We start from the raw sequence: 22,156 nt of genomic DNA, 5'->3' as shown, positions 1-22,156 counted from the left end.
TTAAGGGGGATGAGAGAGGAATATTAATTATAATTAGAGCAAAATCCAATGTATAAGTTTTAAATTTATGTGTATTATTTAAATAAAAATAAATTTGAATTTAATAGAATAATTTTATGAACATTTATTAAAGTTACTGCATAAAAAGATAATACATAGATAAATGTTTATTAATATGCAAATGGTAGATACTAAATATAATATTATCATTGACTTCACATAGATGGTGGTCTATATTATATATAGATGAATATCTATATAAGGGAGTGAGTTTATTGAACTATGAGAATAATTTCAAAATTATTAAAGCACTTTCTGATCCAAATAGATTAGAAATTATTGATATATTATCTTGTGGAGAAAGATGTGCATGTGATATATTGAAAAATTTTGAATTTACTCAACCAACATTATCTCATCATATGAAGGTATTAATTGATTGCGAAATAGTAAATGTTAGAAAAGAAAGATCTTGGAATTACTACTGTTTGAATATCAATATATGTAATAATCTAATTTTATTCTTGATGAACATCATTGCAAATACAGAGGACTGTATTTGCAATGATAAAACAAAATATGAATGCAAATAAAGGAGTGAATTAATATGAAAAAAATGATTATTTTTGATCCAGCTATGTGTTGCTCAACTGGTGTATGTGGTCCATCTGTTAATCCAGAATTATTAAGAGTTGCAACAGTATTAAACACTTTAAAAAATAAAGGGATAATAGTTGAAAGATACAATCTTACAAGTAATCCTCAAATATTTGTAACTAATACAATTATAAACCAGATACTAATGACAAAGGGCTTAGAGGCTCTTCCTATTATTATGGTAAATGGTAAGATTGTTAAAATGGGCAGTTATCCTAGTAATAAAGAATTTTGTCAATTATTAAATATACCAGAGGATTATTTAAAAGCAAATATAAAGAGACCTACTAAATGTAACTGTAAAGGTGGATGTTGTTAATTATAGATAAAAATAATGATTTTATGTATCATATATTACAATATATAAAGAAAGGAAGATAAAAATGTTTAAATTATTTGATTTAGAAAAATTAGATTTAACAAAATATTTGTTTTTTACAGGTAAAGGTGGAGTAGGAAAGACTTCAACTGCTTGTGCAGTAGCAGTTAATTTAGCGGATTTAGGAAAGAAAATAATGCTTGTTAGTACAGATCCAGCTTCAAATCTTCAGGATGTATTTGATACAGAATTAAATAACAAGGGAGTTAAAATAAAAGATGTTCCTAATTTAAAAGTTGCAAATTTTAGTCCGGAAGATGCTGCTGCTGAATATAGAGAAAGTGTTATAGCTCCTTATAGAGGAAAGTTACCAGAAGCTGTTTTAAATAATATGGAAGAACAACTTTCAGGTTCATGTACAGTTGAAATTGCAGCTTTTAATGAATTTTCATTAATGATAACAGATAAAAGTGTAAGTAATGAATATGATCACATTATTTTTGATACAGCTCCAACAGGGCATACATTAAGAATGCTTCAATTACCTTCAGCGTGGAGTAATTTTATTAGCGAAAGTACTCATGGGGCATCATGTCTTGGTCAACTTGCAGGATTAGAAGATAAAAAAGAGATGTATAAAAAAGCAGTTAAGACTTTAGCTGATAAAGAAAAAACTACACTTATACTTGTTTCAAGACCAGAGATAACCCCTTTAAAAGAAGCAGAAAGAGCATCGAAGGAACTTCAAGATATTGGAGTTGAAAATCAAGTTTTAATTGTAAATGGAGTACTTCAACAGTGTGATGATTATTTGTCTAAATCCATTTATGAGAAACAAGAAAATGCATTAAAAGATATTCCAGAAGGATTAAAGAATATTGAAACTTTTGAAATTCCTCTAAGGCCTTATAATATAACAGGATTAGAAAACGTAAGATCATTGTTAAAAGATAATTCTATTGTAATAGACAATGAAATTTTAAATGTAACTGAAATACCAAAACTAAATAGTATAATTGAAGATTTATATAAAAATGATAAAAAAGTAATATTTACAATGGGCAAGGGTGGAGTAGGAAAAACTACTATAGCTGCTGCAATTGCACTTGGATTATCAAAAAAGGGTAAGAAAGTACATTTGACAACAACTGATCCTGCTGGACATTTAAAATTTGTATTAGATGAAAGTTATGGAATTTCATTAAGTAATATTGATGAAAAGGAAGAACTTGAAAAATATAAAGAAGAAGTGTTAGCTAAAGCAAGAGAAAACAATATGAGTGAAGAGGATATAGCTTATGTTGAAGAGGATTTAAGATCACCATGTACTCAAGAAATAGCTGTGTTTAGGGCTTTTGCTGAAATAGTTGAAAGATCAGAAAATGAGGTTGTTGTTATTGATACAGCTCCAACAGGGCATACTTTATTACTATTAGAATCAACTGAAAGTTATAATAGGGAAATTGTTAGATCAGAAGGAGATATTCCAGAATCAGTTATAAAACTTTTACCAAAATTAAAAAATGATAAAGAAACTGAAGTTATAATTGTAACCTTAGCAGAAACAACACCAGTTTATGAAGCTATGAGACTTCAAGAAGATTTAAATAGAGCAGAAATTTATAGTAAATGGTGGGTTATAAATTCAAGTCTTTATGCTACAAATACTAGTAATGACATATTAAAAGCTAAGGCTAGCAATGAGATAAAGTGGATAAATAAAGTAAATAAAATATCAAATGGAAATTTTGCAGTAATTCAGTGGAAAGCAGAAGAAGTAAAGGGAGATAAACTTAAAGAATTATTAGATTAAAGTATTATCCCACTACATTAATGAATGAAATTTTGTGGTGGGATAAATAATATTAATAGAGATGATAAAGCAATAAGTTTGTTTTAAAAGTAAGGAGGAAAAAATGAGAATAATAGTTATAGGAGCAGTAGCAGCAGGAACATCTGCAGCTGCTAAAGCACGTAGAAATGATGATTTTGCTGAAATAGTAATATACGAAAGAGATAAAGATATTTCTTATTCAGGTTGTGGCTTGCCATATTATATTGGTGGAGAAATTAAAGAACTTGATGAACTTACTCCAAGGAATCCTTCATTTTTTAAAAAGAAATACAATATTGATGTTTTTACAGGTTATGAAGTATTAAATATTAATAGTTTAGAAAAAAATATTACTGTTAAGAATCTACATACTAATGAAGTGTTTAAGGATACTTATGATAAATTAGTATTAGCAACAGGTGCACTGCCATTTATGCCTAATATAAAAGGTATAGAAAATAAAAATGTGTTTTTCTTAAGAAATGTACAAAGTGCTAGAAATATTAAGAACTTTATTATTAATAACAAGCCTAAAAATGCAGTAATAGTTGGTACAGGCTTTATTGGATTTGAGATGCTTGAGAATTTACTTGAAGATGGATTAAATGTGACAATTATTGAAAAGGCTAATAAAATAACACCAAATTTAGATGAAGATATGGCACAGTATTTAGAGAATACATTAAAGAAGAAAGATGTAAAAATTATTAAAGATACTGATATTAGTGAAATTTCAGAAAAGCAAGTAATACTTGCAGATAAAACTGTTTTAGATAGTGATATGGTTATTATGGCTACAGGGGTTAGACCTAATGTAGACTTAGCTAGAGAATGCAAAATAGAAATAGGCATTACAGGGGCAATAAAAGTAGATAATAGAATGGAAACAAATATTAAAGATATTTATGCGTGTGGGGATTGTATAGAAACTTTTTCTTTAATAACAGGAAAATCAATATATAGACCACTAGGATCTACTGCAAATAAAACTGGTAGAATTGCAGGTGATGCTTTAACTAAAGGAAATTTAAGATATAAAGGCAACTTAGGCACAGGAATATTTAAATTGTTTGATATGACTATTGCAAATACTGGGTTATCTGAAAAAGAAGCGTTGTCTGAAGGATATGATATAGTTGTATGTCACAATATAAAACCAGATAAACCATCATATTTTCATGGAAAAGAGATGGTTATAAAAGCTATTGCAGATAAGAAAACTGAGAAAATTCTAGGTGTGCAAATAATAGGTTATGAAGGGGTGGATAAGAGAATTGATGTATTTGCAACATTGATTACTTATGGTGCAAAGGTAGATGAATTATTCCATCTTGACTTAGCATATGCACCACCATTTTCTACTACAAAAGATCCAGTTCATTATACAGGAATGATTTTAGATAACGCAATAAACAATAGCAGACCAATTATAACTAGTAATGAACTTAAAAATTTAACTGAAAATACAGAAAAATTTCAAATAATAGATGCAAGAGTAACTAAGCAATATGATGAAGCTCATGTTTATATGGCAGAAAATATGCCTCATAGTAGTTTAAGAGATGATTTAGCTAAGTTAGATAAAGGAATTACTACTGTAACTTATTGCAATAAAGGTGTTACAGGAAATGCAGTACAAAATATTTTAATTAATCATGGCTTTAAAAAAGTATATAATTTATCAGGTGGTCACAAATTTTATAAAGGATCAAAAATAAAGAAAGTAAATAATAAATAGGGGGAAAGATATATGTCAGAAAATAAAGGAAAAGGGTTAGGTGTATTTGAAAAATATTTAACATTATGGGTAGCAGCATGTATTGTTGTTGGAATTGCGGTAGGAAAATTTTTACCTATAATACCAGATACACTAAATAAATTTGAATATTATAACGTATCAATTCCAGTTGCAATATTAATTTGGCTTATGATATATCCAATGATGTTAAAAATAGATTTTACAAGTATAGTTAATGCTAGTAAAAAACCAAAGGGACTTATATTAACTTGTGTAACAAATTGGCTTATAAAACCATTTACAATGTATGCAATTGCATGGTTCTTTTTTTACATTGTATTTAAAAGTTTTATACCAGTAAATCTTGCTAAAGAATATTTAGCAGGAGCAGTATTACTTGGAGCAGCGCCATGTACAGCAATGGTATTTGTATGGAGTCATTTAACAAAAGGTGATGCAGCCTATACTTTAGTTCAAGTTGCAGTTAATGATTTAATAATTTTAATTGCATTTGCACCAATAGTAGCATTTTTACTTGGAGTTGGTAATGTAACTGTACCAATGGGAACATTACTTCTTTCAACAGTACTATTTGTTGTTATTCCGCTAGCTTTAGGATATACAACAAGAACTGTATTAATAAAGAAAAAAGGTGAAGATTATTTTAATAATATATTTTTAAAGAAGTTTGACAATGTAACAATAATAGGATTACTTTTAACACTTATAATATTATTTTCCTTCCAAGGAGATATTATCTTAAACAATCCGTTGCATATTTTATTAATAGCAGTACCACTTACAATTCAGACTTTCTTTATTTTTACTATTGCTTATGTTGGAGCAAAATTACTTAAACTTCCTCATAACATTGCAGCACCAGCAGGAATGATAGGTGCAAGTAATTTCTTTGAACTTTCAGTAGCAGTAGCGATATCATTATTTGGTTTACAAAGTGGAGCAGCTCTTGCAACTGTAGTTGGAGTACTTGTTGAAGTTCCAGTAATGCTTGCTCTTGTTAAAATAGCTAATAATACTAAGGGGTGGTTTAAAAATAATTAGATAGTATAAAATTTTTAGAATAATTAATAAACTTAAATGTATTTTACTGAAAGATAATAGTATGAATTTATTAGGGATTGTAATTAATAAAAGAATAATAACAAGGAAAATATGAAATACTAATATTAAAAATATTTTATAAATAATAAAAGGAGGTTTTAAAGATGGAATGGGAATATAATGTTATAAGTATTACAGATTTTAAAAGTTTAGAGGATCCAGAAAAATTAAAGCAAGAACTTGATAATTATGGATCAAAAGGGTGGGAACTTGTAGGTATTTTACATAAAGAACAAGAAGGGAAAGGATGGATGCCAAAATTATATGATGATGTAATAACTTTTAAAAGAAAAGTACAATAATATTCTGGTTAGATATGGAGTATGCAGTATAGAGTAAATATAAAACGAATATATTACATAACAGAATTAGTATTAATGTAAAAATAATTAAGGCACATTCAAAAAAATAAAAATGTTTTGATATCGCCAATTATTTTGTGATTGGCGATATTTCCTCATAAGTATAGCTATTCTTTAATTGTATAATTTTAGGTAATTAATGTTCTAAATATCTGTATAATGTAGATTTACTAATTCCAGTTTCTTTTTTTATTTCACTTAAACTATATTTTTTACTTTCATACATAACAATAGCACGTTTTACATTCTCATCAGGTTTCTTTGGTCTTCCTGGAGTTACTCCTTTTTGCTTTGCTTCATATAATCCTTTTTTTGTTTTTTCACTTATAACATCACTTTGAAATTTAACAAGATGTTTTATAATTTCAGTAAAAGTATATCCATTCTTATTACTTGTATCAATTTTTTCATTAATAGATTGAAAAAACGCTTCTTTTTTATCTATTATTTCTAATAGTTCAACTAAATGACGAGTTGAATCAGCTAAGCTAAAAAGTTTTGTGACTATTATTTTATCACCTTTATTTAGAGTATTTATTGTATCTTTTAGTTTTGATCTTTTCTTTGGTGAGGAATGATCTTCCTCAATAATAATTTCACAATCTGCTTTTTTTAAGTTATTTAACTGAATCTCACAGTTTGAATCTTCTTCATATGGTCTCATGTATCCAATTAACATATTTATTCTCCTGATATTTAAAGAATTTATTTTATTATATCATAGTTTTAATAAAATAAAATTAGTCTTAAAATAGTTCCTTTTTGGGACGATATATGTTAAAATGATTCTTGCACAAAATAAAAATAAGTTTTTACAAGAGAAAAATTAAATGTGAGGTGTATAAAAATTTGAATAAAAATTTAAAAGCAGAGTGGTTTTCAAACGTTAGAGGTGATATCCTTGCAGGGATTGTTGTATGTATGGCATTAATACCTGAAGCAATAGGGTTTTCTATAGTAGCAGGAGTTGATCCTATGGTTGGAGTGTATGCATCTTTTTGCATTTCTTTAGTTATATCAATTTTTGGTGGTAGAACAGGTATGATATCAGCTGCCGCTGGTGCTATGGCATTAGTATTAGCGAGCTTAGTAAAAAAATACCAGTAGTGGCATTAGGAGCAGTTATGGTTGTTGTATCAATAAGTACTTTTAACTGGGAGTCAATAAAGCGAATAAGGAAAGTACCTAAATCAGATACATTTGTAATGATATCAACAGTTATAACAGTATTATTAACACATAATTTAGCTTATGGAGTTATTATAGGAATAATTTTAAGTTCTATATTCTTTGCAGCTAAGATATCTGAAATTAGTATTAAAAAAATAAATGAAGATAAAAAAACAGTATATTTAGTGCAAGGACAGCTATTTTTTGCATCTACCTTAAAATTTATTAATAGTTTTGATTTTATAGATGATGTAGAAACTGTGGATATAGATCTTTCAAAAGTTAGAATTTGGGATGAATCAGCAGTTGATAGTATAGATAAAGTAGTGATTAAATTCCATAAGAATGGAATTAAGACTAATTTAATGGGAATGAGTACTCAATGTTTAGAATTAATAGATAGAATGTCTGTTCATAATAAAGCAGGAAAATTTGATATGGTTAGTGATCATTAAATTTTATAGATTAAGGATACAAGTGACTTTTCATAGTAAAATTTTATTTAAAAACTTAATAATTTATAATATATTGGGAGTTATTAAATAAATATTTTTATATAATAATTTATTTTGATAACTCCCTTTTTTATTTTTTAAGAGTTTGTATTTATAAATAATATGAGGATAACTTAGGTTATATTTTTGTTTGAAGATTAAGAAATAAAACCTAAAGAATAAAAAAAGTATATTTACATTTTAGAGTGTTAACATTAAAATAGAAATTAAATTATTAAATTATGTGAGGCGAGTTATTAATGAAGATAGATATGAATAAGTATGAAAGTGTATTTAAATCTTTATCTGATATCACAAGATTAAATATAATTAAAAAATTAAGTGAAAAAGATAGCATGTGCGTATGTTCTTTGGTTGAACATTTTGACATACCTCAATCAAAATTGTCATATCATTTAAAAATGTTACTAGATTCTAATCTTATAACTATGGAGAGATGTGGTAAGTGGAATCACTATAGTATTAATAAAGAGGAATTAGAAAAGTATTTATCTAAAGAGGTTATGAATGATATTGTTAAGTAATAAAATTTTGTATAAAATCAAAAAAATATTGGGGGCGTGAAAACACATATCAAAAAAACTTGATATGTTCTAGGCGTTAATGTATAATAATGTTATAGAGCTAGCTAGTAATAAAAAATTTTAGTCAACAAATCAAAAAAAATTGATATATTATAAAGTAGTAGCTATGTTGAAAGGGAGAATTAAAATCAGGTGGTTAAGATGGATAAGCTTATAGGAATATCAGGGAATTTAGTAGAATTAGAATATCCAAAAGGAAAGATACAAAAGAGAGTTATAGTTGGAGATGTATATGTAAAAGCTATATCAGATGCTGGAGGTATTCCAATTATAATACCAATTACAGAAACAAAATATATTTCAGATTTAGCAAGAAAATTAGATGGTCTAGTTTTAACTGGAGGAAGTGATATATCACCTTTTTTATATGGTGAGGAACCTTGTGGTGAAATTGATGAATTATCTCCAGAGCGAGATCAGTTTGAAATAGATTTATTAAAGGAATTTATATCATTAGAAAAACCAGTTTTAGGTATATGCAGAGGTATGCAATTAATTAATATAGCTTTTGGGGGAACTTTATATCAAGATGTGAAATATGTGCCTAATATAAATAATGAGCATTGGCAAAATACAGATCCAATACATCCAATACATTCAATAAATATTAATAATAAATCTTCTTTAAATAAAATATTTGGGGATAATATATATGTAAATTCTTTTCATCATCAGATGATAAGAGAAGTTGCAAGTGGATTTAGATCTATTGCATGGGCATCTGATGGAGTAGTAGAAGCAATTGAAAAAGAGGAAGGCTCATATGTTTTAGGAGTACAGTGGCATCCGGAAGAAATGAGAGGAAATAAATTTAATATGAGTAATTTATTTAAAGATTTTATAAAAAATGCTTAGAAAAGAAGAGCGAGGTAAAATGAAAAAAATTGATTTAACTGAAGGAAAAGTAGCAAAAGTAATATTAACATTAGCAATCCCTATAATGGGAAGTTCATTGTTGCAGTTTGCATATAACTTAATAGATATGATATGGGTTGGTGGACTTGGAAGTAATGCAGTAGCAAGTATAGGATCTTCAAGTTTTTTTATAGGATTAGGATATTCTATAAATGCTCTAGTGGTAATTGGAGCAGGAATAAAAGTATCACATGCAATTGGAGAGAAAAATGATAAGGACGTAAAAAGTTATATAAATGCTAGCATTTTAATAAATTTAGCATTAGGGATAATTTATGCTTTATCTTTAATATTTTTAGGCAGACAATTTATTGGGTTTTTACAGCTAAATAATACAGATGTAGAAGTTAATGCATATATGTATTTAGCAATAAGTGCCCCTATGATGTTTTTTACTTTTTTTAATATTTTATATACTAGAATACTAAATAGTTTTGGCAATAATAAAAGTGCATTAAAAATAAGTGCTTTAGGTGTTCTTATAAATATAATACTAGATCCTATTTTTATATATATCTTAGATACAGGAGTCATAGGTGCAGCAATAGCAACACTAATTTCTAATTTTGTTATGTTTGTAATATTTAAGGTTAAGGGTAAAGGCATATTTGAGTTTGATTTTAAAATTGGTATAGAAAAAGATAAAGTAATAGAAATAATAAAGTTAGGATTTCCAATGTCCTTTCAAAGAATATTATTTACTTTAGTAAATATAATTCTTGCAAGAATTATAGCAATATTTGGTTCTGATGCTATTGCAGCTCAGAAAATCGGTCTTCAAATAGAATCTATAACATTTATGGTTATAGGGGGATTGAATGGAGCAATAGCAAGTTTTGCAGGTCAAAATTATGGGGCTAAGAAGTTCCATAGAATTATTAAGGGATATAGGAGTTCATTAAAAATAGGCATTATATATTCTACAGTAACAGCTTTAGCATTCACATTTATACCAGGTATATTAGTAAAGATATTTATTAGAGATGAAGTTACTATTCTAATAGCTAGTTTATATTTACAAATAGTGGCGGTTTCACAGATATTTAGTACAGTCGAAATGGTATCAAATGGCTTATTTACAGGGATAGGAAAGCCTAAAATATCTGCATACATTAGTATAGTTTTTACGGTATTAAGAATTCCTATGGCATTAATTTTGATTAAATTTATTGGAGTAAATGGAATTTGGTGGAGTATAGCATTATCAAGTATTTTCAAGGGAATAGTTTCTTATATTTTATATATAATACAAGTACGAAAGGGGTATAAATATATTGGAAATTTTTAAAAAGTTATTTAAAGGTAGTAAATTGTTAAAAGGAAATGTAGGAATAGAAAGGGAAGGATTAAGAGTAGATAGATATGGAAATTTATCATTAAAAAAGCATCCAGAAATATTTGGAGATAAGATGCTTAATCCATATATAACAACTGATTTTTCAGAAAGTCAAATTGAATTAATTACACCAGTGTTTGGTACTTGTGAAGAAACATACAATTTTCTGAATAATCTTTATGATATTGTTGCACTTGAAATTAAGGATGAATACATTTGGCCACAATCTATGCCTTGCATAATACCAGATGATAAATTAATACCAATTGCAAGTTTTAATAAATCTCCTAAGGGTGAAGAAGCAAGGAAATATAGAGAGAATTTAATTGAAAAGTATGGTGGAAAAAAGCAATTAATATCTGGAGTGCATTACAATTTTTCATTTAATGAAGATATGATAAAGAAACTATATGATAGTACTAGTAAAGAAAGAAATTATAGAAGTTTTAAAGATAATATATATTTAAAGGTAACAAGAAATTATCTTCGTTATAGGTGGTTACTATTATATCTTTTGGGAGCAACTGGTATAGTTCATGAGAGTTATACTGGAGAATGTGTAAAAACTCTTCAGAAGATTTCACAAGGAGCTTTTTCTAATGATGGAGCAATGTCATATAGAAATAGTGAATGTGGATATAAAAATAATATAGAGTTATTTCCTAACTATTCTTCAGTTAATAGCTATGTTGAAAGCATTAATGGATTTATAAAAGATGGTTTAATTGAAAGTCATAAGGAACTATATAGTTCTATAAGGTTAAAGGCAAAAGATAATTATAATTTGTTTAATTCATTATTAGATGAAGGAATTAACTATTTAGAATATAGAAGTATTGATATTAATCCATTTGATAAATGCGGTATTAGTCTTGAGGACTTACATTTTCTTCAAATGTTTAATTTATTTTTACTGATAAGTGAAGAAGAATCATATGATAATTGGCAAGAAGAGGCATACGATAATCAGAAGGTAATAGCAAGATATGGTCAAAATAATGTTGAGCTAAAGAAAAATGGTGAAGTAATTTCTAAAGAAAAATGGGCATTGAATATTTTGAATCAAATTAAAGAAATAAATAAAGAATTATCTTTAGGAAAAGATAGTTTAATAGATTCAATGATTGATAAGGTTAAAGATTATAAATTAACATATACTTACAAAATTATTGATAAGGTTAAAGAAGAAGGCTATGTTAATGCACATATTAATTTAGCTAAGAAATACAAAGAAGATGCTTATAAAAACAGATTTAAATTAGTTGGATATGAAGATTTAGAATTATCTACACAAATATTAATGAAGGAATCAATAAAGAGGGGAATAAAGACAAACATTATTGATAGAAGTGAAAATTTTATAGTACTAAAAAAGGGTGATAAAGTTGAGTATGTAAAACAAGCAACTAAAACATCTAAAGATAATTACATATCTGTTTTAATGATGGAAAACAAGGTAGTTACTAAAAAAGTTCTAAGAAAAGCAGGGATTAGAGTACCAATGGGAATGGAGTTTAATTCAATTAAAGATGCTATAAGTGAATTAGAAAAATTTATTAATATTCCTGCAGTAATAAAACCTAAATCTACGAATTTTGGTATTGGTATAAGTATTTTCCCTAGTGGTGGTAAAAAAGAAGATATAATCAAAGCATTAGAAATAGCATTTAAATATGATAATACAGTTCTAATTGAAGAGTTTATACAAGGAAAAGAGTATAGATTTTTAGTAATAGGAGATAAAGTCGCAGGTATACTTCACAGGGTACCAGCTAATGTTGTTGGTGATGGAGTTAAAAATATATCTGAATTGATTAAAGATAAAAATTTAAGTCCACTTAGAGGAAAAGGTTACATAACTCCATTAGAAAAAATACAAATAGATGAAAATGTAGAGTTATTTTTAAAGCAAAGCAATATAGATATAAATTATATACCTAATAAAGATGAAATGATTTATTTAAGAGAAAATTCTAACATAAGTACAGGTGGGGACAGTATAGATTATACTGATGATATTCCAGAAAGATTCAAAAAGATAGCAGTAAATTCTTCAAAGGCAATTGGTGCTAATATATGTGGAGTTGATATGATTATTAAAGATTATAAGGATGAAACATCTGACTATGGAATAATAGAACTAAACTTTAATCCTGCAATTCATATACATTCATATCCTTATATTGGTAAAGAAAGAAAAATAGCTAATGAAATATTAAAATTATTAGAACTAATATAAAAATATGGCTCTGTTTTTAATGTGTGTTGATATATACAGTAGGTAAAGTGGCATTATTTGCTGCTTATAACATTTTTATATTGGGAATAAGCTAAAATGAGACTATAAGTTTTAACTGAAGTAATTGTTATAAATAAATTACTTCAGTTTTAATTTATTATTTATTAATTACATAATTATTTTTTTCTTGCACATTAGATTTACACACCATGTTACACTCTCTGGATTATATGAATGGTGAACTAGTCTAATACCTTAGTTGGAGTTTCTTCATTTTTAGGTTTTCTATAATAGGCTAATGTAGATTCTTTAGGAACCTTAATTAACGTGCTTTTACTTGTACCAATTTTTTGAGAAATATATATACCTGAATGACCAGAAAATAAATAACTTATAGCACATGTCATAAACATAAATTCAATTCCTTGAGCACCAAATAGCTCTAACCCTAAAATAAATGATGTTATAGGTGCGTTGGTAGCACCAGAAAATACTCCAATAAGACCTAATGCTGCTAAAAAGGATGGAGAAATATGAAGTATATTTGATAGAGCATTACCAAATGTTGAACCTATTACAAATAAAGGTGTGACTTCTCCACCTTGAAACCCAGTACCTAGGGTAAATGAAGTAAATATAAGTTTGTTAAAAAATGCAAAAGGACTAACTTGTTCAGTAAATGAATTATTTATTAAAGGTAGACTAAGTCCAAGATAATCTCTTGTTCCTATTAAATATGTTAATACAATTATTATAAATCCACCAATCATGCTTTTAATTGCAGCATTTTCAAATCTAGAAGAAAATATGTCTTTTAATTTATGTGTTAATTCGCTAAATAATTTACTAACTAATCCAAATAAAATTGCAGCAATTATAATTTTTAATACTACAACATATGTAATGGTAGGAACTTCTAATATATTATAATGTGAATGATGAACACCAAATGCTGTAGTTACAATATTTCCTATAAAAGCTGATGTAAAGCATGGGATTAACGCTTGATAGCTCATTGTTCCAAGTGCAGCTACTTCTAATCCAAATATAGTTCCAGCAAGAGGAGTACCGAAGACAGAACTAAATCCACTACTAATTCCACACATTAAAATAATTTTAGTATCTACCTTGTCTAATTTTAATAAACGTCCAACGCCTTCAGATATACTAGAACCAATTTGCACACCAGTACCTTCTCTACCAGCAGAACCACCAAAAAGATGGGTTACAAAAGTACCTAGAAAAACTAAAGATGCCATACGCATAGGAATATCTCCATTACTAGTATTAATTTTATCTATAATTAAATTATTACCTTTTGAAGAGGATTTACCATATTTAGAATATAGAAAACTGACAAAAGCACCTCCAAAGGGTAGAAGAAATAATAACCAAGAATTATTGTTTCTTAAAGTTGTACCAAGTTCTAAGCTGTTTAAAAATAAAGCACCAGCCACTCCTGTTAAACAGCCAACGATTGTACCTATAAAAATCCACTTTAAAAATGACATTCCAAGAAGTGTGCTTAAGTTTGGATTTTTAAGAAATACAATTGTATTCTTTTTTTTAGAATTATCTTTGTTCATACAATCTCTTTCTCCTTTTTTATATTTTTAATAATTAATTATTAAGGGGATTGTGGAGTCGTCGATTTTTTACGCAGTTAGCCATGACTTCTTTAATAATATAATTTCTAAAGAATAAAAAGACTCCTACAAAAGACAGTATACCCGTTTTTTGTAGGAGTCATTAGCATTACGCAGTTAAAGGCGAACTCCATCACCTAAATATATAAATATATAAATATAATAATATGATTAGTATGTTTTAACAATAGTTAGTGAATTCTAAGAACTTAAATTAGATATAATATGTTTATAGATTAAACGTTATCACTAGAGATTACTTCGAAATTATTATTTTTAATTTTTATTTAATATAGGATATATGTATTTGAGAAAGAAATTACATGGAGTAGAGAAAGTTTTTATATTAGATTTGTATTTTATTATTTTCTTGGATTAGAACAAAATTTAAACGAAAAATTAAGACCTAAAAGAGTAAGTGAATTTATCTTTTAGGTCCATTTTTATATAATATATTAGTTGATTTTAATTCAATATTATTAAAGAATTTATCTTCATTATATTTATAGCACAATAATAATTTTAGAATAAAATTAGTGTTAAAATATTTTAGAAGAATAAGAAAGGTAATAAGAACCATGCATTATTAAATCCAGATCTACAACAATTTCTACATCTACAGCAATTGCAACAGCAGTTACAACAATTTCTCATAATCAATTACCCCTTTGTTCATCATTATCATTTGTTATATTAATAATATATGAATTTAATTAAAATATGTTACACAAAACTAACATAATTGATCTAAAATTTGTTTTATATATAAGGAATATATGGACCTAGAGATAATATTTCATCAAAAAAACTAGGTCGGGAAAAAGTCGGGAAAACAAGAAAAACACCAGTAGTTTAATTACCTTAAACACTGATGTTTACTACAATGGTGACCCATACGGGAATCGAACCCATGATTCAATGAGATAGTATTTATAAATAACTATAAATCGCTACAACCGTTGGAATTACTAATGTCCATATTTATAAGAAGATATAAGTATACATATGTAAACAGAACTATGGTGTAAAAATGGTGTAAAATATTTGTATCCTAAAGCGCCTTTTTTACTTGATTAGCGAGTAGTAGATAATAAAAATTTAGTATTCTTTTATTAAGTTTTTATTTTTTTATACAAAGAAAATAATCTATTTTGTAGATGCTTATGATTATAATATTAAAAATAAGTACAGTTAAAAATTTTGGAGTATATGAAAGTATTGATTATCATATGGTGCGATTCACTATATTTTGTAAAAATGTTATAATAATTTGTAAGAATTGGAGAAAATTTTATTATTTAAAAAGGTCAATAAGGAATAAATAACTAAATAGTATATGCGAATAAAGTAATTAGCAAGGCTTTTTTTGATGTATTTTTTATATGAGAAATCATTATTTTGAAAATGCAATAATTGAAATATTAATAGCTTTATTTATTGGAATTCCAACTATATCTGTATTATTTAAAGCTTATTAAATTCGTAAGTAATATACCTGATTTATACGTATTTATTAAAATAATAAAATTTATATATTTAGGGTCAAATTGTGTGTAAGAGGAGATGAGAATATGCCAATAGATATAAATTTTGCTAACATAAAAGAATATGATAACAGTAAGCAGAATGGCTTTGAAGAATTAGTATGTCAGATAGCTCATATAGAGAAGCCAGAGAAAGGAAAAGAATTTATACGAAAAGAAGGCTCAGGTGGTGATGCTGGAGTTGAGTGTTTTTGGATTTTAGAAGATGGACAAGAACATGCTTGGCAGGCAAAATATTTTTTGGAACCACTTAATTTAAATCAATGGGAAGAAATAAATATTTCAGTTAAAGCTGCGATTGAAAAGCATAAAAATTTAAGACGTTATTATGTTTGTATACCACGTGATAGAACTGATAGTAGAAAACACATAAAAGGAAAGAGAGTAAAATCTGCTTTAGATATATGGAATGAATATGTAGAAAAGTGGACTATATTATCTCAAAAAAATGGCATGAATGTGGAATTTAAGTATTGGGGAAAGCATGAAATGGCACGATTTCTTCAACAAGATAAACCTGAATATGTTGGTAAAATATTATATTGGTTTAATATGGCAGCTGTTTCAAGTTTTTCGCTTAATGAATTAGCAAATAATTCTAAAAACTGCCTAGGGGATAGATATACTCCAGAACATAACATAGAACTACCTATGGAACAATTGTTGTCATGCATTGGCCAAGACAATGATTGGAAGGACTCTATAAAAAAAATAGTATCTGATGTGTATGATCTGAAAGGAAAAATACAAGAAGTAATAAATAATAAGTTGTTCGAAGAAATAAAAGAAAAGTGTAGTAAATTTAAAAATGATTATGAAATTTTTAAAAACAAAATTTTTGAATTTGAAAATGATGATAATGTATTATTTGAAAATTTGGAATGGTATCAAGAAAAATCTAAAGAATTATATTATGAATGTGATGATCTTAGCACATATATTTATGATAATAAACAATCTAGTAAAACAACACAAGAAAATTATGATGATAAAAGAAGTAAAATAAGAAAATTTTGTGAAGTTTTATACAAATTTAATAAATTTTTTAATAATGTTCAAGTAAAAGCAGGAAAAGAAAGACTATTGCTTATAACAGGGCAAGGGGGAAGTGGAAAATCTCATTTACTATGTGATGTTATACTAAAAAGATTAGAAAATAATCTTCCTACAGTTTTTTTGCTTGGTCAGCATTATAATGGAGGAAATCCTGTTAAATTTATTGCTGAAAATTTAAATTTATCAAATTATTCAAATGATGAAGTATTAGGAGCGTTAGATTCATTAGGAGAAGCATATAAATGTCGAGCACTTATTATTATTGATGCTCTTAATGAAGGCAATTATAAAAGAGATTGGCTTGATTTTTTAGAAGTATTTTTACAAAAATGCAAAAGATACAAAAATATAGCTATAGTAATAAGTTGTAGGAGTACATACCTTGAATATATAATACCAGAAGAAATATTAAACAGTGTTGCTAAAATAAATCATGAAGGATTTAAAGGATTTGAGAGCAGAGCAGCTAGGGAATACCTAGGAAATCAAGGGATAGTTTTGCCTAATATACCTTTCTTTTCTCCTGAATTTAGTAATCCTTTATTTTTGAAAACTGCATGCAAAGCGATAAAGGATATGGGGCTTAAGGAATTTCCTAAAGGACTTAAAGGATTTAATGAAGTATTTGAATTTTATTTAAATAATATTGAGAGAATAGTTAAAAAAGAAAAGAATACACATCGGAGTAAAATAGTACATAAATCGATTGAGGATTTTATACAAGAATTATATCCTAATAATCTTTCAGGATTACAATATGATGAAGCAGAAGAAATTATTAATAAATATGATTGTAATACAGGATCAAAGACTCTATTTGATATTCTTTTATTTGAAGGAGTGTTATCTTTAGACATAGGTAAAGATGAAAATAAAAATGAAATAGAGGTTGTAAGATTTACTTATGAGAGATTTTGCGATTATGCAATAGCACAACATATTCTTAAAAACTGTAATATTGAAGAAGAATTACAACAATTATTTGAAGAAGGTAATATGATTTTTAATCTTATAAAAAAAGAAAATAGATATAAGAATACAGGAGTAATTGAAGCTTTAGGAATTGAAATACCAGAAAAATTTAAAAAGGAATTTTTAGAATATATAAATCCAGAAAAAGGTTATGAATATAATTGGCTCTTAGAAAAAACATTTAAAAATGGAATCTTATCAAGAACAGGCACTACTGTTACTGAAAAGTCTCTTGAACTTTTAAATAGATTATGTGAATATAGATATCATGAATCCTCACTTGATATTTTGATATCTTTATCTACTGAACCAAATCATCCTTGGAATGCTGACTTTTTAGATGGCAATTTACGAAGAAAAAAATTAGCTAATAGAGATGCATTTTGGTCTACATATGTAGCCATAAATGATTTTGAGGAAGATGAAGAAACAGCAGAATCGCCTATAAGAATACTATTAAACTGGGTATTAGATGGTGATATATCTAAAGCTGATAAAGAACGACTTAGATTAACTGGAATTATGTTATTATGGCTAACTACTACTTCTAATAGAATAATTAGACAGGAAGCAACTAAGGCTTTTTCGAAAGTTTTATATTATATCCCTGATAAAATAATAAATTTTATACAAAATTACAATGAGGTTGACGATGATTATCTTGTCACAAGCCTATATGCTGGGGTGTATGGAGCAATTGCAAATATAAAAGACAAAGAAATAATAAAAGAAATTGCTGAAGAAGTAATTGATAAGCAATTTAGTACTGATATTGAATATCCTAATATATTGATAAGAGACTATGCAAGAGGAATTATAGAATATACATACTTTAAAGGTATGATTGATGTAGATATTGAGAAATATAGACCACCATATAAGAGTAAATGGCCACTAGATAATTCATTGCCTTCTGAAATAGAAAAAATATGTGGAAATGATTATGAAATTAAAAATTCTGTTCAAGGTTTTATAGATGATTTTGGAAGATATGTTTTGAATAAAGTAGAATATTGGACAGCAACTTCAATTTCTGATAAGAAAGCAAAGAGTGTAATAGAATTAAAGTATGAGTTTGCGAAAACATTACCTGAAGATTTAAAAGATAAATATATAAAAATGCTTGATGAAGAAAATAAAGAAATTGATAATGAAGAAGAGTTTGATTTAGAAACATTTCTAGAATCATTTTCAGAAGTGAAATTAATAGAAAAACAGAATAATATAGAATCAGATCAGAAAGAAAAAGATAACCTTATTGAAGAGATTAAATTAAGATTAGGTGAAAAAGAGTTAGAAAAATTTAAGTGGATTTGTAATCAAGGAAGATCAGATAGAGCTGTAATGTTTAGTCGTGATTTAGCATGCAGGTGGGTAATTAAACGGGTTTATGAATTAGGATGGAGCAGTAAATTGTTTGAAGATTTTGAAAGAATGTATTGCAATAATTATTATAGAACAGGTGGCAGTATTACAGAGAGAATAGGAAAAAAATATGAATGGATTGCATATTATGAACTTTTAGCTAGATTAGCAGATAATTTGATGTTTGGAGATAGAGGTTATTGTGATGTAGATGATAGCAAGTTTTATGGACCATGGCAAATTGATACACGAGAAATGGATCCAACGTTTTGGTTTAAAGGAAATACTGATGATATTTGTTATGATGATTCTAAGATTAGGTGGTGGAGACCATATCAATTTAATGTAGAAATATATAATTTAGAAGAACAAATTAAATGGTTATGGAATGAAGAAGATTTACCTGATTTTAACAATATAATACATATGGAAGATTATAAATCAGAAGAATGGTTAAATTTAAGAACATTTTGTGATTGGAAAATGAAAGGGAATAAGAAGGATAAGATACTTGGAGAACCAAATTTATGGTATAGAATTAATACATGTGTAATGAAAAGAGAAGATTTGAATAAAGCTAAGAAAAGTATAATTAATAAATCTTTATGTTCACCAGATATAATTAATGTCCCTGATAGCCATAATCAGCAGTTTTTAGGAGAGTATCCATGGCATCCTTGTTATGATGACTTGAATGAGTGGATTGGAGTAGAGGAATGGGAAGATTTAAAATTCCATTGCAAATATCATATACCAGTATTTGAATATCATTGGTCAACAGAAAACTTTTCTCATGCGAGATCTGAACACAATAATTTTTATATGCCTTCTAAAAAGATATTAAATGATATGAATCTTAATAAGGATATTAATAATCCTAGTTATTGGTATAAAGACAGTAAACTAATATTTATGGATCCTGTTTTTGAATATAATACTCAGCCTTGTGCATTGATAAAAAAAGATATTATGTGTCAGTGGTTAAATGAAAATGATTATGTTTTATTGTGGCTCATTGGTGGGGAAAAACAATTATTTAGTATAGATGTTGATAAGTTTTATGGGAGATTAGTGTATAGTGCTTTTTATTTCATGGATGGTAGTGGAGAAATTAAAGGAGAGATATGGACAGAAAAAGAACTACCAATTAGCGAAAAATAAATAATTGTATATAGAATAAAAAGTTTCTAATTAAGTAAATCCAATGTATCAACAGCTTTAGCTTTTTCCCTCTTCAAAACGTGAGTGTATACATTAGCTGTCATTTCAATGTTAGCATGGCCAAGAAGATTGGATACTGTTTTTAGCTGAATATCATTTTCAAATTGTAGTGTTGCATAAGTATGTCTTAATGCATGAAATTTTAAATGATTAACTTTACATCTTTTTAAAAAATAAATCCAACTTTTATCAATATTACCTGCATCAATAAATTCACCATTCTCAGTTAAAAAGAGCATATCTATGTTAGAAAAGAAAAAATAAGAGAATTAATTAATAGACAAAATACAGATTTTCCTTATTTTAAAGTTGGAGCTAAGGTATTAATTAATAGAGATATGTTAAATGAATGGTTAGAAAAAATATCATTAGAACATAGGGAGCTATGATATGAATTTTAAAATATTTAGATACTATATATTGATATGTGATTTTATTAAATTTACTCCATCTTTTAAAGGATTAGTACAGTTTAAAAAGTTTTATAAGTTTGAGGAGGAAGAAAATAGTGTCAGATATTAAATGGATTAAGATAACTACTGATATGTTTGAAGATGAAAAAATTAGATTAATAGATGCTATGCCAGAAAGAGATACGATTCATTATATTTGGATTAGATTATTAGTACAAGCTGGTAAAACTAATTGTAATGGTTTTATATTTTTAAGTGATAATATTTCATATACTGATGAAATGTTATCAACAATATTTTGTAGACCACTTACTTCTATTAGGCTTGCCCTAAAAACATTAAAAGATTTTGGAATGATAGAAGTAGATGAGAAGAATCTTATTAAAATTACAAATTGGGATAAGCATCAAAATGTTGAAGGCATGGAAAAGGTAAGAATTTAAAATAAAACTAGAGCTAAAAGGTTTAGAGAAAAGAAAAAATTACTTGAAAAAGCTAGTGAAGATGAAGCACAAGAAAAAGAAAGTAAGTTACAGAGTGAAGAAAATGAGTGTGTCCAAAATTCAGATAATATAGAGAGTAATGTTATGCAAGAAAAACATAACGTTATGGAAAATGAAAATAACGTTACAGTAACGGAACAGAATAAGAGAGAGAGTAAGAATCAGAACCAGAAGAAGAATAAGAACTCTATCATAGATAGAGAGAAAGAGAGTAATAATACTAACTCACTATCTCAACAAAAACAAGATATTAATTTACAAGCTGCTGAACTGCTGAAACGTTATGAAAATATAACTGGAATAACAGGAGGGCTTAATTTGAGTGCAATTAAATTAGCTATTTCTAAACATGGATTTAATCATGTGAAAATGGCTATAGATAAAGCATTAGAAGTAAATAAAGCTAATATGACATACATCAATGGAATACTTAAAAACTGGAAAAAAGAAGGCTATCCAAGTGATAAAATTGGATGTAATAATAAGAGTGGCTCAGGATTGAAATTTGATAATTTTAAAGCTAGGGAATATGATTATGATTCTTTGGAGAAGAAGTTGCTTGGGTGGGATGAAGAAGAAATAGGGTGACTAAAATATATTAGGGAATTAGAACTTTAATAGAATCAGAATAATATACACTACAGT

At 27.0% G+C, this 22,156-nt stretch carries 16 protein-coding genes, 1 pseudogene and 1 riboswitch; of the genes and pseudogenes, 14 read left to right on the top strand and 3 right to left on the bottom strand.

Going from position 1 to position 22,156, the window contains the following annotated elements; all coding sequences use genetic code 11:
• Positions 1-275: 275 nt before the first annotated feature.
• The 6 genes from NG918_RS07215 (at position 276) to NG918_RS07190 (ending at position 5,972) form a co-directional block, all read left to right on the top strand.
• Positions 276-593 (top strand): ArsR/SmtB family transcription factor, encoded by a 318-nt coding sequence (locus NG918_RS07215; protein ID WP_252225510.1) that lies wholly within the window; start codon positions 276-278, stop codon positions 591-593.
• 14 nt (positions 594-607) lie between these two features.
• On the top strand, positions 608-976 hold the full coding sequence (gene arsD, locus NG918_RS07210) for an arsenite efflux transporter metallochaperone ArsD (RefSeq protein ID WP_252225509.1): 369 nt from the start codon (positions 608-610) through the stop codon (positions 974-976).
• A gap of 64 nt (positions 977-1,040) precedes the next feature.
• Positions 1,041-2,789 carry an arsenical pump-driving ATPase gene (gene arsA / locus NG918_RS07205; RefSeq protein ID WP_252225508.1) on the top strand — a complete coding sequence of 583 codons (1,749 nt, stop codon included), beginning with the start codon at positions 1,041-1,043 and terminating at the stop codon, positions 2,787-2,789.
• Between the two features lie 103 nt (positions 2,790-2,892).
• The gene (locus NG918_RS07200) at positions 2,893-4,548 is read left to right on the top strand and encodes an FAD-dependent oxidoreductase (protein WP_252225507.1); all 1,656 of its coding nucleotides are present in this window, start codon (positions 2,893-2,895) and stop codon (positions 4,546-4,548) included.
• A gap of 12 nt (positions 4,549-4,560) precedes the next feature.
• Positions 4,561-5,610 carry an ACR3 family arsenite efflux transporter gene (gene arsB, locus NG918_RS07195; protein WP_252225506.1) on the top strand — a complete coding sequence of 350 codons (1,050 nt, stop codon included), beginning with the start codon at positions 4,561-4,563 and terminating at the stop codon, positions 5,608-5,610.
• Between the two features lie 164 nt (positions 5,611-5,774).
• Positions 5,775-5,972, top strand: a complete 198-nt coding sequence (locus NG918_RS07190) for a DUF4177 domain-containing protein (RefSeq protein WP_252213931.1) — start codon at positions 5,775-5,777, stop codon at positions 5,970-5,972.
• A gap of 196 nt (positions 5,973-6,168) precedes the next feature.
• Here NG918_RS07190 and NG918_RS07185 read toward each other — a convergent pair whose 3' ends face one another.
• Positions 6,169-6,711: a recombinase family protein gene (locus tag NG918_RS07185; protein ID WP_252225505.1), complete on the bottom strand. Its 543-nt coding sequence runs from the start codon at positions 6,709-6,711 to the stop codon at positions 6,169-6,171.
• A 170-nt stretch (positions 6,712-6,881) separates the two neighbouring features.
• Between NG918_RS07185 and NG918_RS17205 the strand changes: the two genes are divergently transcribed.
• From NG918_RS17205 to gshAB, 6 genes are all read left to right on the top strand, one after another.
• Positions 6,882-7,139: a SulP family inorganic anion transporter gene (locus tag NG918_RS17205; RefSeq protein ID WP_252225504.1), complete on the top strand. Its 258-nt coding sequence runs from the start codon at positions 6,882-6,884 to the stop codon at positions 7,137-7,139.
• A 17-nt stretch (positions 7,140-7,156) separates the two neighbouring features.
• On the top strand, positions 7,157-7,657 hold the full coding sequence (locus NG918_RS17200; RefSeq protein WP_252225503.1) for an STAS domain-containing protein: 501 nt from the start codon (positions 7,157-7,159) through the stop codon (positions 7,655-7,657).
• A gap of 299 nt (positions 7,658-7,956) precedes the next feature.
• Positions 7,957-8,241 carry an ArsR/SmtB family transcription factor gene (locus tag NG918_RS07170; protein WP_252213927.1) on the top strand — a complete coding sequence of 95 codons (285 nt, stop codon included), beginning with the start codon at positions 7,957-7,959 and terminating at the stop codon, positions 8,239-8,241.
• A 201-nt stretch (positions 8,242-8,442) separates the two neighbouring features.
• Positions 8,443-9,156 (top strand): gamma-glutamyl-gamma-aminobutyrate hydrolase family protein, encoded by a 714-nt coding sequence (locus tag NG918_RS07165; RefSeq protein ID WP_252225502.1) that lies wholly within the window; start codon positions 8,443-8,445, stop codon positions 9,154-9,156.
• Positions 9,157-9,175: 19 nt separating this feature from the next.
• Complete coding sequence (locus NG918_RS07160; RefSeq protein ID WP_252225501.1) at positions 9,176-10,504, top strand: MATE family efflux transporter; 1,329 nt, start codon at positions 9,176-9,178, stop codon at positions 10,502-10,504.
• Complete coding sequence (gene gshAB, locus NG918_RS07155) at positions 10,488-12,791, top strand: bifunctional glutamate--cysteine ligase GshA/glutathione synthetase GshB (protein ID WP_252225583.1); 2,304 nt, start codon at positions 10,488-10,490, stop codon at positions 12,789-12,791. The genes NG918_RS07160 and gshAB overlap by 17 nt, the downstream gene beginning before the upstream one ends.
• A gap of 242 nt (positions 12,792-13,033) precedes the next feature.
• On the opposite strand, the gene NG918_RS07150 is transcribed toward gshAB, so the two are convergent.
• Positions 13,034-14,377 (bottom strand): voltage-gated chloride channel family protein, encoded by a 1,344-nt coding sequence (locus NG918_RS07150; protein WP_252225500.1) that lies wholly within the window; start codon positions 14,375-14,377, stop codon positions 13,034-13,036.
• Positions 14,378-14,524: 147 nt separating this feature from the next.
• Positions 14,525-14,584: riboswitch (Fluoride riboswitch) on the bottom strand.
• Between the two features lie 1,424 nt (positions 14,585-16,008).
• Between NG918_RS07150 and NG918_RS07145 the strand changes: the two genes are divergently transcribed.
• Positions 16,009-20,535, top strand: coding sequence for an NACHT domain-containing protein (locus NG918_RS07145; RefSeq protein ID WP_252225499.1), 4,527 nt, complete (start codon positions 16,009-16,011; stop codon positions 20,533-20,535).
• Between the two features lie 26 nt (positions 20,536-20,561).
• Here NG918_RS07145 and NG918_RS07140 read toward each other — a convergent pair whose 3' ends face one another.
• Entirely contained in the window at positions 20,562-20,834 is a 273-nt protein-coding gene (locus tag NG918_RS07140) for a tyrosine-type recombinase/integrase (protein ID WP_252225498.1), read from the bottom strand.
• Between the two features lie 305 nt (positions 20,835-21,139).
• Here NG918_RS07140 and NG918_RS16985 point away from each other — a divergent pair.
• A pseudogene (locus NG918_RS16985) lies at positions 21,140-22,099 on the top strand (phage replisome organizer N-terminal domain-containing protein).
• Positions 22,100-22,156 lie beyond the last annotated feature (57 nt).

The organism is Clostridium sp. ZBS2 (genome assembly GCF_023845855.1).
Classification (GTDB): domain Bacteria; phylum Bacillota; class Clostridia; order Clostridiales; family Clostridiaceae; genus Clostridium; species Clostridium aquiflavi.
The sequence above is the reverse complement of the archived record's forward strand: the minus strand, read 5'-3'. Positions and strand labels throughout refer to the sequence as shown.